Annotated in this window: 17 protein-coding genes and 1 tRNA gene; 4 read left to right on the forward strand and 14 right to left on the reverse strand. The window is 38.5% G+C overall.

Annotation, left to right across the window (positions count from 1 at the left end; all coding sequences use genetic code 11):
* Window positions 1-9: 9 nt before the first annotated feature.
* A complete protein-coding gene (locus tag ACKP2L_RS05600; protein ID WP_439424886.1) occupies window positions 10-1,176 on the reverse strand; it encodes a baeRF6 domain-containing protein in 1,167 nt (388 codons plus the stop codon).
* A 164-nt stretch (window positions 1,177-1,340) separates the two neighbouring features.
* On the opposite strand from ACKP2L_RS05600, the gene ACKP2L_RS05605 reads away from it, so the two are divergent.
* Entirely contained in the window at window positions 1,341-2,057 is a 717-nt protein-coding gene (locus ACKP2L_RS05605; RefSeq protein WP_439424887.1) for a DUF475 domain-containing protein, read from the forward strand.
* 41 nt (window positions 2,058-2,098) lie between these two features.
* On the opposite strand, the gene ACKP2L_RS05610 is transcribed toward ACKP2L_RS05605, so the two are convergent.
* Window positions 2,099-2,169, reverse strand: a tRNA-Cys gene (locus ACKP2L_RS05610).
* A 70-nt stretch (window positions 2,170-2,239) separates the two neighbouring features.
* On the opposite strand from ACKP2L_RS05610, the gene ACKP2L_RS05615 reads away from it, so the two are divergent.
* Window positions 2,240-3,061, forward strand: a complete 822-nt coding sequence (locus ACKP2L_RS05615) for an HAD-IIB family hydrolase (RefSeq protein ID WP_439424888.1) — start codon at window positions 2,240-2,242, stop codon at window positions 3,059-3,061.
* Window positions 3,062-3,084: 23 nt separating this feature from the next.
* Here the strand turns inward: ACKP2L_RS05615 and typA are convergent, their stop codons facing one another.
* Entirely contained in the window at window positions 3,085-4,920 is a 1,836-nt protein-coding gene (gene typA, locus ACKP2L_RS05620) for a translational GTPase TypA (protein ID WP_439424889.1), read from the reverse strand.
* Window positions 4,921-5,030: 110 nt separating this feature from the next.
* Between typA and def the strand changes: the two genes are divergently transcribed.
* On the forward strand, window positions 5,031-5,597 hold the full coding sequence (gene def / locus ACKP2L_RS05625; RefSeq protein WP_439424890.1) for a peptide deformylase: 567 nt from the start codon (window positions 5,031-5,033) through the stop codon (window positions 5,595-5,597).
* Window positions 5,598-5,641: 44 nt separating this feature from the next.
* Here the strand turns inward: def and ACKP2L_RS05630 are convergent, their stop codons facing one another.
* The 9 genes from ACKP2L_RS05630 to ACKP2L_RS05670 form a co-directional block, all read right to left on the reverse strand.
* A complete protein-coding gene (locus ACKP2L_RS05630; RefSeq protein WP_439424891.1) occupies window positions 5,642-6,988 on the reverse strand; it encodes an NlpC/P60 family protein in 1,347 nt (448 codons plus the stop codon).
* Between the two features lie 126 nt (window positions 6,989-7,114).
* Window positions 7,115-7,300, reverse strand: coding sequence for a 2-hydroxymuconate tautomerase (locus ACKP2L_RS05635; RefSeq protein ID WP_439424892.1), 186 nt, complete (start codon window positions 7,298-7,300; stop codon window positions 7,115-7,117).
* Window positions 7,272-8,201: a YitT family protein gene (locus tag ACKP2L_RS05640; RefSeq protein WP_439424893.1), complete on the reverse strand. Its 930-nt coding sequence runs from the start codon at window positions 8,199-8,201 to the stop codon at window positions 7,272-7,274. Before ACKP2L_RS05640 ends, ACKP2L_RS05635 begins: the two co-directional genes overlap by 29 nt.
* Window positions 8,202-8,269: 68 nt before the next feature.
* Window positions 8,270-8,647, reverse strand: a complete 378-nt coding sequence (gene rplS / locus ACKP2L_RS05645) for a 50S ribosomal protein L19 (protein ID WP_439424894.1) — start codon at window positions 8,645-8,647, stop codon at window positions 8,270-8,272.
* An 84-nt stretch (window positions 8,648-8,731) separates the two neighbouring features.
* Entirely contained in the window at window positions 8,732-9,493 is a 762-nt protein-coding gene (gene trmD, locus ACKP2L_RS05650) for a tRNA (guanosine(37)-N1)-methyltransferase TrmD (RefSeq protein ID WP_439424895.1), read from the reverse strand.
* On the reverse strand, window positions 9,483-9,983 hold the full coding sequence (rimM, locus tag ACKP2L_RS05655) for a ribosome maturation factor RimM (protein ID WP_439424896.1): 501 nt from the start codon (window positions 9,981-9,983) through the stop codon (window positions 9,483-9,485). The genes trmD and rimM overlap by 11 nt, the downstream gene beginning before the upstream one ends.
* Window positions 9,961-10,497 carry a methylated-DNA--[protein]-cysteine S-methyltransferase gene (locus ACKP2L_RS05660; RefSeq protein ID WP_439424897.1) on the reverse strand — a complete coding sequence of 179 codons (537 nt, stop codon included), beginning with the start codon at window positions 10,495-10,497 and terminating at the stop codon, window positions 9,961-9,963. Before ACKP2L_RS05660 ends, rimM begins: the two co-directional genes overlap by 23 nt.
* A 42-nt stretch (window positions 10,498-10,539) precedes the next feature.
* Window positions 10,540-10,824, reverse strand: coding sequence for a 30S ribosomal protein S16 (rpsP, locus tag ACKP2L_RS05665; RefSeq protein ID WP_439424898.1), 285 nt, complete (start codon window positions 10,822-10,824; stop codon window positions 10,540-10,542).
* Between the two features lie 88 nt (window positions 10,825-10,912).
* On the reverse strand, window positions 10,913-11,035 hold the full coding sequence (locus tag ACKP2L_RS05670) for a hypothetical protein (RefSeq protein ID WP_439426241.1): 123 nt from the start codon (window positions 11,033-11,035) through the stop codon (window positions 10,913-10,915).
* Between ACKP2L_RS05670 and ACKP2L_RS05675 the strand changes: the two genes are divergently transcribed.
* Window positions 11,004-11,585 carry a prepilin peptidase gene (locus tag ACKP2L_RS05675; RefSeq protein ID WP_439426211.1) on the forward strand — a complete coding sequence of 194 codons (582 nt, stop codon included), beginning with the start codon at window positions 11,004-11,006 and terminating at the stop codon, window positions 11,583-11,585. The genes ACKP2L_RS05670 and ACKP2L_RS05675 overlap by 32 nt on opposite strands.
* Here ACKP2L_RS05675 and ACKP2L_RS05680 read toward each other — a convergent pair.
* Entirely contained in the window at window positions 11,578-11,964 is a 387-nt protein-coding gene (locus ACKP2L_RS05680) for a DNA polymerase III subunit alpha (RefSeq protein WP_439424899.1), read from the reverse strand. The two genes, ACKP2L_RS05675 and ACKP2L_RS05680, sit on opposite strands and share 8 nt — an antisense overlap.
* A complete protein-coding gene (locus tag ACKP2L_RS05685; RefSeq protein ID WP_439424900.1) occupies window positions 11,957-13,255 on the reverse strand; it encodes a DinB/UmuC family translesion DNA polymerase in 1,299 nt (432 codons plus the stop codon). The genes ACKP2L_RS05680 and ACKP2L_RS05685 overlap by 8 nt, the downstream gene beginning before the upstream one ends.
* Window positions 13,256-13,283: the final 28 nt, after the last annotated feature.

Raw genomic sequence — 13,283 nt, forward strand, 5'->3', positions numbered from 1 at the left:
ATAAAGTATTTATTGCTGCTCTTGGTAACGAAGGATAGCAACTGCAGGCGACTGCTCATTAACTCGATTTAAATCAGCAAAAGATACTTCACCACCCTGCTGCCAAACCGAATCGCTTACTTTCTCTAAAATATCATCCTGTGGTCGATCAAGTAAGACCAGCTGTCCTTGATCGTTAGTTGTAAAATAATCCGAAAAATCACTTATTGGAAGAAGGAAAAGTTCCCTGACTTGCCCCTGAGCAGCAGCCTGTGCTATCAATTCGACCCTATTCAATAAAAGCTGCCGGTCTGATGCTCGATCGTATTCTTCTTTAAAATGTTCCAAACGGATCTGATTCCACCTGTCTTTTAAAGTTTCTAAGTCTTTTTTTATTTCAGCAGCCGTCAATTTAGCCGGTGACTTATCGATGGTCAAAAATCTGCTCAATCGCTTGGACTTGCTTACTTCACGGTAAACAGCCTGTTGTTGGCTATCGGCAAATAAAACGACCGGTATCTTTTGATCGATATCATTATGATGCTGTAAATATTTTGCAACGATACGAAAATAATTAGATTGGTCGATTTTCTTATCATCAGCTGAACTGCCATGTCCATGAAAAGAAAGACTGTGACCGCGGCCGTTACCGGCGGGTATCGAAGAAAAAGTAACATTTTTTTCATCTACTTCTCGACCCAATGCCTTGATCGAATCAGTTGGAGCATCATCTGAGAAATGGACCCTCTCTATTTGTCCATGACGAAGCCTATAGTACGAAAAGGATTCATTTTGTAGAGCCAGAACATCTATCTCAGGATATAGCTGATCATCGGCTATCAAAGGCAAAACGGCCGGCAGCTGCGAGACATAAACACGGTCCACATCTAAGCTATATAGATCAATAATGCTTAATTTATTTTCGCTGGCAATAAGTGCGACCGATCTGCCGTTATGTTTATCCCAGAAAAGGTCATCATCGATGATCTGCTGGAAATAGTTTTTAAAAGGTTCCCAACTATGATCTGAAAAGCGCTGTTGAAACTTGTGAGCAGCTTGCTCGTATAATTTTTTTAAATGCAGTTTTTGCCACTCTACTCCTTTGGTCGGCTTTCTGATAACTGAATAAATAGAAACGTAGACATCAGAATCAGTTTGAAACTCATTACGCAATTGCTGGGTAAAAAGATTCTTCATAATAAATTCTCCAGAGCCAAAACAGGCAAAATCATTTATACTTTAATTTTATACAAGTATCGCTTTTGGAGCAAACGCTTACACTATCGTCTTCAAAAATTCAAGAAAAAAAATCTTCAAAAATGTCATAATTGAACGTGTTGAAATTTTCAAGGAGAAAATAATTGAATTTGCTTTTAAAGTTATATGGACCTTTTTTTGAAGTAAAAAACTGGTCCATACTTTTCACAGATCCAGATAGTTGGTTGGTAATTTTATCTTTAGTTGCTTTAGAGTGCTTGCTATCAGTCGATAATGCCGTTGTTTTAGCTGCACAAACACAGGTATTGCCTGAAAAAGAAGAGCGGGAAAAATCATTATTTTACGGAATAATCGGTGCTTATGTTTTTAGATTCTTGATCAATTTTTGGGAAATAAAAGTAATCGGTTCCTTATATCTTTTTTACTTAGTCTTCAGTTTTTTTAAAAATCGAAAAAAGAAAAAATTATCTAACAAAAAAAGAAAAACAAAAAAGAAAAAATATCTCTCTTTATTTTGGTCGGTAGTGATTCAAATAGAATTGATGGACATCGTATTTTCGATCGACTCGGTGCTGGTTTCGATCGCCGTCTCCAATAATCCGGTGATAGTTTTGATCGGAGGTATGATCGGAATTCTGACTATGAGAGGGGTGGCTGAAATAATCATGGGTTTGATGACAAAACTGCCCGAACTACAAACCGCAGCTTATATTCTGATCGCTTTTATATCGTTAAAACTGATCCTTTCCATACCAATGATCGATATCGAGATCCCCTTTCCACTTTTTGGATCACTGATGATAGTTATTATTACCGCGACCCTGATCATTCACTATGCTAAACAAAAAAATAAAAAATAAAAACACGCTGATATCAATAAAATCAACGTGTTTTTTTGATCAGGTGGTAACGGGAGTCGAACCCGTGATGACGGTTTTGCAGACCGTTGCCTTACCACTTGGCTACACCACCAAAAAAAGACCACATCTAAAATCATATCAAAAAGACGCCGATAATGCATAAATATTATAATTAAATCATCATGCCTATAAAATTATTTGCTACAGATTTCGACGGAACCTTTCTTGACGACAAAAAGGACTTTGATCATAAATTATTTGACGAGCTAATGAAAAAATTAGTCAGGCAGGGAAAGTTTTTTACCGCTGCTTCCGGTCGTTCCTATAATGGGATCTCGCATCCTCTTGGGAATTTTGTCAGAAAATATCCGATTTATTTTGTTTCCCAAAATGGAGCTTCGGTTTTTGCTGACGGTAAAAACATTTTTCGTTCTGTGATCGATCAAAAAACATTGAAGGAGGTCTTTCTGGCTTTGCCAGAACTGAGTGTCAAACCAAACAACGTAACTTTCGAGGGCGACACAAAGACCTATGTACCTGCCTATCAGCCCAAAGCCGGATTAAAAAAACTTTTATTGTGGAATCCAAAAATAAATATCATTAACGATTTTTCTGAAATTGAGGAACCGATCGAAAAAGTTGCTATTTTCTGGAAAGATACCGATCAAAAACTAATGGCAGAAGAATTGATATCAAAAACAAAGATAAAAGGAGTCAGGGCTACGTCATCAGGGTATGGTGCGATCGACTTGATTAATCGCGGTATCTCAAAAGCGATCGGACTTCAAAAATTAGCCACCTACCTTGGTATACACCATGATTCGATCGCTGCCTTTGGAGATGGCGAAAACGACCTGGAAATGCTATATTATGCTGCATTTCCCTATGTTATGCCTAACGCTCCCGAATTTATGAAAGAGAACTTTAATAAAGATCAAATAGCAGTCGATAATAACAACAACAATGGAGTGCTGAAGACAATAAAAAATATTTTGGATAAATAAAAAACCGCTTGAGCGGTTTTTTATTACTTATTGCGATGGCGAGAAGCCTTTTCACGAGCATTAGTTTCCAAAATAATTTTACGCAAACGAGTGTTCTCAGGAGTAACTTCAACTAATTCATCATCATTCAAAAATTCAATTGATTCTTCAAGTGTTAAATGAGTTGGCGTCTTAATAACGGCTGTTTGGTCCTTAGTTGAAGAACGGACGTTGCTTTGAGCCTTCATACGAGTGATATTAACGGAAATATCGTTTTCACGCGAATTAGAGCCGACTATCATTCCTTCGTATACTTCAGTACCCGGGTCTACGAAAATGGTTCCTCGATCTTCGACTTGCATGATGGCATAAGTAGTAACTTGTCCTTGACTTATGGAAACTAAAGTACCATTCCGGCGGCCAGGGTTCCAACCGGTAATAACTGGTCTATAATCCAAGAAAGTGTGGTTATAAATACCATAACCGCGGGTCTGACTCATAAATTCATTGGCATAACCGATAAGCCCCCTTGAAGGAGCAACGAAATGTAATCTAGTTTGACCGTTGCCCTGCGGTTCCATATTCAACATATCGCCTTTTCTTTCAGACATTGATTGAATGATCGATCCTGTATAATCATCCGGCGTATCGATCAAAACATCTTCAAATGGTTCGCACTTTTGTCCATCAACTTCACGATAAATAACTTTTGGACGTCCGGCTTGCAATTCGTAACCTTCGCGCCGCAAGGTCTCGATCAAAATGGATAGATGCAGTTCACCACGTCCGGAAACGATCCAAACTCCTGGTGTATCTGTATCTTCAACTCTTAATGAAACATCAGTATGAAGTTCCTGCTTAAGCCTATTTTCCAGCTGGCGGGCAGTTACAAACTTGCCTTCTCTGCCGGCAAAAGGAGAATCATTAGTTCTGAAAGTCATTTGCATCGTTGGCGGATCGATCCGCAGCGGCGGAAGGGCATCTGGATGCTTTGAGTCAGCAACGGTCTCGCCAACATTTATTTCTTCCATTCCAGAAACAGCGATCAAATCACCTGATTTTGCAGAATTTATATCTACTTTTTTCAAGCCGAGAAAACCCATCAATTTAGTAACACGGAAATCTTTTTTTGAACCATCAAGCTTTAAAACAGTAACGCTGTCCCCGACTTTAATAGTTCCGCGGACGACACGTCCGATACCGATTCGGCCGACGAAATCGTTATAATCAAGCATTGCGACCTGAAACTGCATCGGTTGATCTGAAGTATCTTCAGGGGCCGGGATGGTCTTGAATACCGTATCAAAAATCGGTTTCATAGTATGCTCTTGTGTACCGAGATCAGAAGAATAACTGCTAGTACCGTTCATTGCCGAAGCATAGATAACTGGAAAATCCAGCATATCATCGTCAGCACCAAGTTCAATGAACAAGTCAAGGACTTCATCGACGACTTCCTCTGGACGAGCACCTGGCCGATCGACTTTATTGATAATAACGATCGGAGTCAAATGTTGTTCGAATGCCTTTTTAAGGACAAAGCGCGTCTGAGGCATAGTACCCTCAAAAGCATCGACAACAAGTAAAACGCCGTCGACCATCGTCATGATACGTTCGACCTCGCCGCCAAAATCAGCGTGACCCGGTGTATCAACTATATTGATCTGCTTATTACCAACTTTGATAGCAGTCGTCTTTGATAAGATGGTTATCCCCCGCTCTTTTTCGATCGGGTTGGTATCCATCGCCCTATCAGCGATCTGAGTATGAGAATCAAAAGTATCGGACTGTTTAAGCATTTCGTTAACTAATGTAGTCTTACCATGATCAACATGAGCAATAATTGCTATATTTCTAATATCTTCTCTAGTTTTTGCCATTCAAAAAAATCCTTTACAAACAAAAAACCGCTTTCGCAGCCACTGGTAAATAATGATACACGAAAATGAATCAGATATCCAGTCTGTTATACAATAAAAATATGATACTAATGAAAGATATTGTTCGTGTAGGAGACCCTGTTTTAAGAGCGAAAGCTGAAAAGGTCTCTTTCCCACTCGATGCAAAGACCAAAGAACTTGGCCGAAAGATGCTGGAATACTTAGTCGTTTCCCAAAATAAAGAAGAAAATGAAAAATACGGATTGCGCCCTGGAGTAGGCTTGGCAGGACCGCAGGTAGGTGCTTCTTTGCAAATGGCGGCGCTGCTGATCCCTGAGACAGAAAAGGAAGGCCAAGAAGAAAAAGAAACGATTTTTTTTAAGGGGGTTATATATAATCCAAAAATAGTACGAGAATCGGCGAAAAGAGCCGCTTTAGAATCTGGCGAAGGATGCTTATCCAAAGATGACGATGTCCCAGGGATCGTTCTCAGAGCGGACAAAATCACCGTCGAATATGACGACGAAAACGGAAAACATCAAAGTATTCGTCTGAAAGATTATCCGGCTATCGTTTTCCAGCATGAAATAGACCATCTGAAAGGTGTTCTTTATTATGACCATATCAACGAACTAGATCCTTGGACGGTCAGTGATGACGTTGTTTTGATAAAATAAAAAATCAGGATATAATTCCTGATTTTTTTATACCCGATAAAGGATCAATGGATCACTGTACCGGCAAAAGATGGTTGAAAATATGGAGAAATCGTTTCAACTTCAACGTTTTTCCCCGGTACCGGGGCTGCCACATATTGATTATTGCCAATATAAACAGCATCATGATAAGAAGTCCCCGGGTCTCCCCAAAAAAGGATGTCGCCCGGCCGAGCATCGACTACTGAATGTTTAGAAACCATCGACTCCTGATAAACGGTATTGTGCGGGAGATTTATACCAACGGCATTTTTAAATACATAAGCAACGAAACCTGAGCAATCAAATCCGCTAAGATCACTGCCTCCATATACATAAGGGATCCCTTGCTGTGATAATTTCAATGCCAAACTAATCAAGGCCTGAACATTAAAATCAGCCGAAACAGATGCGGAACTCGGAATAGATCCGCTTGCTGCCGGTGCCAAAGAAGCAGACGAAGCAGAACTTGGAATCTTTGGTTTAGAAATTGCCAGTGCTGCAGCTTGACTCTGGGGATTCTGGCTGCTCAGAGAAGAACTTGCCGCTGGTGCTGCAAAAGCCGCCTGTGATTTCGGAACTATTGATTGAGCAGAAGATGCAGTGATACTCTTTTTATTATCGTTTGAATCAGCATTGTTAAAAACGGGCCGAGAATTTGTCTGAGAAGTCGGAGCTGAAGATCGTAAAGATCCTGTTTGTTTTTGTTCGGACCGCTGGTCATAAGCACTCGAAACTGAATTGCTTTTGTTAGAAACAGCCTTTTGATCAGCAGAAGTACCGTTAGGACTAACAGCTGTCTTAGAAAAGGTATCTAAATTTTGGTCAGTTTTATTATGCAGATCTGATATTTTTATTTTGAAAACCTGACCAATATTTATCAGGCTTTTTCCGTGATTATAATTTAAAAGATCATCAACAGTAACTCCTAACTTTTTTGCAGCCGGACTTTGTGCAATGCTCCAAAGCGAATCACCGCCAGCAACTGTATAAGAAAAATAGTTAGAATCAACATTAACAGCTGACTTGCTAGCGGTGACTGTTTTATTCTGCTGGTAGTCGTTTTGAGTTTTTGCGGCGATAGATTTTTTATTTACACTTGCAGTGATCGAACGAACCGGAGTCGTAATGGAAGTATTGTCCGGAAGCTGCAGCAGGCCGCCTGTATATATCAGATTTGGATCGATTATTTTATTTTTAAGAGCCAAAGAATCAACGCTTGTATTATTATTGACCGCTAAGCGCCAAAGAGTGTCGCCTGTCTTGATCGTATATTCTTTAGCTTGACCGGCAATGCTAAAGGCACTAGTCACGCTTAATGCCGACACAGCTGTTAAAGCAATTTTTGTTTTTAAAGATGATCCAGTAGTCATACTCACACCTCTTGATGCCTAAATTGTAAAGGCAAAAACATTTTTGTAGGTTTCGCTAATATTACAAATGTTTTCCAGAAATAAAAAAACACTAGTCATAAAAGACAGTGTTTGGATGTATTTAAATCAAAGTTCAGATTTCAAAACACCACCGGCGGCGATGTGATCTGGATCAGATTCACGAATAACGATATTGACAGCTTCTCTTTTAGCTCCAGCATCTTCAACGACTGCATCAGTAATATCTTTGACCAATCGTTTTATTTGTTGTCGAGAACGGCCCTTAAGAAGATCTATTTGTATCAACGGCATGATCAGATTCCTTTCTTTTTTTAAAATCAGCTTGTTTATCTTCGTTAAACCATAATCCGCTTACAGAAACAGTACTAACGATGTCGATAAAAGCACTTGGATCAGTTTGTCTGACGACGCTTTCCATCTCATAAAGCTCCACTCTATTGATAACCATCATCAAAGTTGAAGAAGAACGTCCTGAAAAAGCACCGATCGAAGGTAATATGGTTATACCTCTAACGAGTTCTTTTTGTAAAGCTTTAGTCAGCAGATCAGCTTTTTCAGTTACGATCAGAGCAGTAAGTTTTTGCTGGCCAGTGTAAATAGCATCGATGACTTGGCCAGTCGCGAAAATCCCGATCAGAGTATAAAGAGCGTTCGGCCAGCCGATAAAAAGGCCCGCGATCATGACTATCGCTGCGTTGATGGTATTTTGAATAGCTCCTATTGATTTTTCAGTCCTTTTTTGAACGATCATCGCAATAATATCCATACCGCCAGTCGAGAAACCGAATCTCATTGAGATGCCGATCGCAAGACCCATCAAAACACCGGCGAATAACGAAGCAAGCAGAATATTGCCGGCTAAATTAAATATTGGAAAATACATGATCAAAAATGATGCCAAAACAGAATTGGCCGTACTAAAAATAGTAAAACGCGAACCCACCATTTTCCAGCCAAAAACACCAATGACTGCACTAGAAAGTAAGATAAAAATACCGGTATTTATGTGTACATGAAAAAATCCGAAACTAGCAAGCGATAGTAATTGTGCGATACCATTGAATCCCCCGGTAAAGATATGATTAGGGTTCAAAAATAAATTGATAGAAATTGCTTGCAAGATAGCAGTAAAGACCAAAACAACCAATTGAATGACGATTTCGGGAAAGATATTTTGAATTTTTCTGATCATAATTGTTTTCCTAAGCGATAAAAATAAAATAAAAACGGGTATTTGACCCGTTATCAATAAATCTTATGTTACTTAGCAGCGTTTCTAGCTCTGGCATTAAGGTCTTCCTTAATACGAGCAGCTTTTCCGCGAAGTGCACGCAAGTAGTAAAGCTTTGCTCGACGAACATGACCGTAACGAGTGATTTCAACTTTATCAACACGCGGTGAATTCACTGGGAAAGTTCTCTCGACACCGACACCGGAAGAAACCTTTCTAACAGTGTAGCTGGCAGAAATACCAAAGCCCTTGCGGCGAACGACGACACCTTCAAACAACTGGATACGTTCACGATCTCCTTCAACGATTCGTGCATAAACACGCACTGAATCACCAGGACGAAAATCAGGAATGTCAGTTCTTAGCTGAGATTCGGTCAGCTTTTCTAATAATTTGTTCTGTTTCATTTTATACTCCCAACGAAAACATTGATATTCAATACCTTGGTACAACAGCGCAATGTTACTGATTGGCAAAATAGCCGCTCATAATTATAACAATTTATTACTGGCAGATGCAAGTTTTATATCATCTTTTATTTCTTCGATCATATCTGATTCTTCCTGGCTGAATTTACGATTTTTCAGTAAGTCAGGCCGACGAAGATAAGTTTTTTTAAGTGATTGCTTCAAACGCCATTTACGAATTTTTTCATGATCGCCATTCATCAAAACATCCGGTACTTTTAGACCGCGGAAATCAGCCGGCCGCGTATACTGCGGTTCTTCAAGTAAACCATTTTGAAAACTATCATCTTGAGCAGAATCTTCGTTGCCTAAAACACCCTTTAAAAATCTAACTGTGGCATCGATTATGACCATTGTAGGCAGTTCTCCGCCAGTCAGCACATAATCGCCCAGACTTATTTCCTGATCCACCAAAGTCTTTATTCGCTCATCGTATCCCTCGTAGTGGCCAGAGATAAAAGTCAGATGCTGATAAGAAGATAATTTCTGAGCAACTTTATTATTAAAAACTTCCCCAGCAGGGTCTACTAAAATGACATGCCCTTTATCACCGTTATTTTCTTGAGAAAGGTGATCGACCGCATCGAAAATAGGCTGAGCCATCAAAAGCATCCCTGCCCCGCCGCCATACACCAAATCATCAACATGATTTTGCTTGTTCTTAGTAAATTGACGAAAGTCGGTCACCTTGAAATCAAGGATATTTTTTTCGATCGCTTTGCCAATGATCGATTGCTCCAGGGGTTTAAACATTTCCGGAAACAAGCTAAGTACATCAATTTTCATCCAAACCCTCCAAAAAATCTATTTTGACACGAGACTGTTCTAAATCAACTTCTTTGACGACCTGATCTATATAAGGAATCAAAAATTCCCTGCCGTTCTCTTTTTTTATCTGCCAAACATCATTTGCCTTAGTATGAAAGGCATCGTTGATGGTACCAATAAATTCTCCTTGTAGATCAAAGACCTTTAGGCCAATGATCATATCGATCGTGAATTCATCTTTTTTTAACGTCAAAGGCTGATTTGCATCAGCATAAATGTTTTGCCCTTTGAATGCCTGTGCTTGATCTATGTCGTTGATACCCTTAAATTTTAAAAGCCAAAAACGTTTAAAAACACGGCTTTTTTCAACCTGAAATTTTTTATCAGCAAAATAAACAGAAGCTTCAATTGCAAAGCGCTGATCAGGGAAATCAGTTTTAGATTCGACTTTTAATTCACCAGCGATACCATGGGTATTTATTATTTTACCAATTCTGATCAGTTGCATGATTTTGCTCCAAGGCCAGTAGTTCTCTTTTTATTTCCGTACCATCGCGATAAGATCCGACCTTACCATCATTTTTAATGACCAAATGACAAGGTACAAAAAGTTCGAATGGATTTTTAGCAATGGCTGAAGCCGTGGATCTGACCCAAGCGGCGCCTTTGTACTTTTTAGAAAAATTCAAATAGCTTATTTTTTTGTCTACTTTTGCGAGTTCTTTTAAAACATTCTTTCGGAAAGCCGAAAAATCCCAAAAGTCCCAGTTTATTTTGATCTGATCAAGATATTTTCGATCACCGCTTGCAAAATATTTTTTTAAATTTTTGTCGATCGCTGAATCGCTTAAAAAAGAAAATCGGGCTGGATCACTATTAAATTTTTTAAATGCACCTATCGGATCATCGGAAAAACTAGCGAAAATAATGCCTTCTTGATCATAAAAATAACTAAAAAATCGACCAGAGGGCAAACCGGTCTTTATTTGCGCGTATTTAAAATCAAAATTATTCTTTGTCATTTGCTTTAATTATAAAAAAAACCGCCTGTAAAGCGGTAAAAATTACTTATTTTTCTTGGTGTCGATTTTTGCCTGATGGAGCCGAGTCAATAGACCGGCATCAGAAAGAAAGCTGCGAACTGTATCGCTTGGTTGAGCACCCTTCAAAAGCCAATCAAAGATCTGATCCTCATTGAGCTTGATATCAGCAGGTTTAGTGATCGGATTATAATAACCGACCTCTTGAATAAAACGGCCGTCTCTGCGTGCGCGTGAATCTGCAACAACGATACGGTAGAAAGGACGCTTTTTAGTTCCTGCTAAATGTAAACGAATTTTTACTGACATATATTATTTCCTTTTAAATAATTATTTACTTAAAATAATATATATTATTGATCGACCCTTGTCAAGCATTTTTACTTGACAGAGAAAATTAAAATTTTATTTGTTTTTTCGTAATAATCAGCATGGAAACTTTTATTTTATTTATTTTCGGTGCATCACTGGCTTCTTTTTCTCTATGCATGGCCGATCGATCCAATAAAAAAGAAAGCATATTCGGTTTCTCAAAATGTGATTCTTGTAAAAAAAGAATCAGAATGATCGCCCTATTGCCTGTTTTCGGTTGGATCATATGTCGTGGAAAATGCCTTTATTGTAAAAATAATATTAATTATTTTTATCCCTTGATCGAATTTGCTTATGGAATATTAGCTGTTTTTCAATCTGATAGAATGATTTTTTTGCTAGCTGCTGCAATGATATTGTTTTTATCCCGAGAAGATGTATTTGATCAAAGCTCGCACTCTGCTCTGTTATATCCATTCATTTTATACGCCTACACGATTGACTTTTCTTTAGAAAAAACGATCGGCATCATTTCTTTGCTGCTGGTGTTTATTTTTTTCATCATAAAAAAAGCGATCGGTCCCGGTGATCTGCCGGTAATAATTTGTTTGTTCACTTTACTCGACCCAGTCCAATTTTCTATTTCTGTCATGATAGCAAGCATGAGTGCATTATTGTTCATAATTTTAAAAAAGCGAAAAAAGATTCCCTTTATTCCATTTTTGAATCTTGGATTTTTAGCAGTTATTTTTATTTGATAGAGCAATTTTGGATCAGTCGGTAATCAATATAAAATTCGCCGATGATTATTTTGTCTTCATCATAACCTCCGACATAACCACTGATTATTTCAGGCAGTTTGTGGTTTCTATTTTCCTGATCTATTTGTACGATAACTTCCTTGTGATCAACAAATGCAGAGAAGAGGATCGTCGATATATCCGCAGTCGACATTTTTGTTTCCTTTTTTCTATGTTCGATCTGAAAACGTCTTAACTCATTTTTTTCTATGACCCTGGTGTGATCAGATAAGTAAAAACCGCCCCACTTAACCATACCGCGATCATTGAATTCGGTTAAAAATCGATTTCTTTTTTCCGGGTCATAGTCAGGATATTTATCGTGTTCATCATTCATAACTGTTTCCTCCATTATGGCCGCCGACCAAGTTAGATCTCTCGATAGCCGTTCCGCCCGGAAGCGTTGAAGAAGCCTTGACTAAATGAGAAAAACCATATCTCAAACGTAATTTATCAACAGTATTATCTAAATGTTTGGATTTTATCTGACTTTCCGGAGATCTAAAAAAATCAAGCTGCTGATGATCATCTGAAACTAAATCAGAAAAATATATCGATACATTGCGAACCGGATCCCCCGGCCAATAAGAAAAAAATAAATCAAGAACAGCCTGAGCAAGAATTTTGCTTTCGTTAGTAGGAATGATCTTGGTCTGCTTTGAAAATCCGCCGCCTTTATATTCGTTCCCGACCCAAACATGGATCAATCCAGCTTGTAAATGGTGTTTCCTGATGCGAGCAGCAACTTGATCAGAAAGTTCGCGCAGAACAATGGCCAGTTCGCTTTTTTTAGTATAATTTTTAGGCAGGACCTGAGAATTACCATAAGATTTTGATTTAGCGAAACTCTTTTTGCTGATAACGGCCCGATCTATCCCCCAAGACAAAAGATAAAGCTGACCGCCTATCACGCCCATCTTCTTAGTTAAAATATAAGGATCGCTGTGTGCTAGATCATTCAAAGAATAAATGCCCATATCATTAAGCTTTAAGGCTGTTTTTTTGCCAATACTCCAAACTGAATCCAATTCTTTTATCGGCCAAAGAAGTTTTGCTACCGTAAGATAATGAATCTCACCTATAAAATCGGGACTATGTTTGCCATATATGTCCATCGCTATTTTAGCCTGAGCCAAATTATCGCCTATGCCGATCGTCGTATAAATACCAGTTGTTTTTAAAACATCAGCTTGTATTTTTCTGGCAACTTCGATCGGACTTTTACCAAATAAATGCCATGAATCGGTAACATCCAAGAAGCTCTCGTCGATAGAATAAATATGCAGATTTTTATCAGAGACATACTTACGATAGACACCATTTATTTGCATATTAACGTGAATATAAAAATTCATTCTGGGAGAAACCAATTTTAAATCAGGCACAGAATCAGGCAGATCCCGCAAACGGCTAACGTTGGATTTTAGACCATATTTAAGCTTTGCTATTGGACTAGTTGCTAAAATCAGCCCGCCGCCGCCGACATTCGGACCAGTTGAAACTACTATTAAACAGCTCCTCAGCGGATTTAATCCTCTAGCCCTTGATTCCACGCTAGCGTAAAAAGATTTACTGTCGATCGCAAAAATAATTCTTTTTTCTTCGCCGCTAAAATATTGATCAACCATTTTTATTGCCTAATTAAAATAATACGAA

The organism is Oenococcus alcoholitolerans, from assembly GCF_051852995.1.
Taxonomy (GTDB): domain Bacteria; phylum Bacillota; class Bacilli; order Lactobacillales; family Lactobacillaceae; genus Oenococcus; species Oenococcus alcoholitolerans.

Excerpts from the sequence above, each read along its gene's own strand:
- ACKP2L_RS05600 (WP_439424886.1), bottom strand. The coding sequence starts at position 1,176 with ATGAAGAATCTTTTTACCCAGCAATTGCGTAATGAGTTTCAAACTGAT.
- ACKP2L_RS05615 (WP_439424888.1), top strand. The coding sequence starts at position 2,240 with ATGCCTATAAAATTATTTGCTACAGATTTCGACGGAACCTTTCTTGAC.
- typA (WP_439424889.1), bottom strand. The coding sequence starts at position 4,920 with ATGGCAAAAACTAGAGAAGATATTAGAAATATAGCAATTATTGCTCAT.
- def (WP_439424890.1), top strand. The coding sequence starts at position 5,031 with ATGAAAGATATTGTTCGTGTAGGAGACCCTGTTTTAAGAGCGAAAGCT.
- ACKP2L_RS05630 (WP_439424891.1), bottom strand. The coding sequence starts at position 6,988 with ATGACTACTGGATCATCTTTAAAAACAAAAATTGCTTTAACAGCTGTG.
- ACKP2L_RS05635 (WP_439424892.1), bottom strand. The coding sequence starts at position 7,300 with ATGCCGTTGATACAAATAGATCTTCTTAAGGGCCGTTCTCGACAACAA.
- ACKP2L_RS05640 (WP_439424893.1), bottom strand. The coding sequence starts at position 8,201 with ATGATCAGAAAAATTCAAAATATCTTTCCCGAAATCGTCATTCAATTG.
- rplS (WP_439424894.1), bottom strand. The coding sequence starts at position 8,647 with ATGAAACAGAACAAATTATTAGAAAAGCTGACCGAATCTCAGCTAAGA.
- trmD (WP_439424895.1), bottom strand. The coding sequence starts at position 9,493 with ATGAAAATTGATGTACTTAGCTTGTTTCCGGAAATGTTTAAACCCCTG.
- rimM (WP_439424896.1), bottom strand. The coding sequence starts at position 9,983 with ATGCAACTGATCAGAATTGGTAAAATAATAAATACCCATGGTATCGCT.
- ACKP2L_RS05660 (WP_439424897.1), bottom strand. The coding sequence starts at position 10,497 with ATGACAAAGAATAATTTTGATTTTAAATACGCGCAAATAAAGACCGGT.
- rpsP (WP_439424898.1), bottom strand. The coding sequence starts at position 10,824 with ATGTCAGTAAAAATTCGTTTACATTTAGCAGGAACTAAAAAGCGTCCT.
- ACKP2L_RS05675 (WP_439426211.1), top strand. The coding sequence starts at position 11,004 with ATGGCCGATCGATCCAATAAAAAAGAAAGCATATTCGGTTTCTCAAAA.
- ACKP2L_RS05670 (WP_439426241.1), bottom strand. The coding sequence starts at position 11,035 with ATGCTTTCTTTTTTATTGGATCGATCGGCCATGCATAGAGAAAAAGAA.
- ACKP2L_RS05680 (WP_439424899.1), bottom strand. The coding sequence starts at position 11,964 with ATGAATGATGAACACGATAAATATCCTGACTATGACCCGGAAAAAAGA.
- ACKP2L_RS05685 (WP_439424900.1), bottom strand. The coding sequence starts at position 13,255 with ATGGTTGATCAATATTTTAGCGGCGAAGAAAAAAGAATTATTTTTGCG.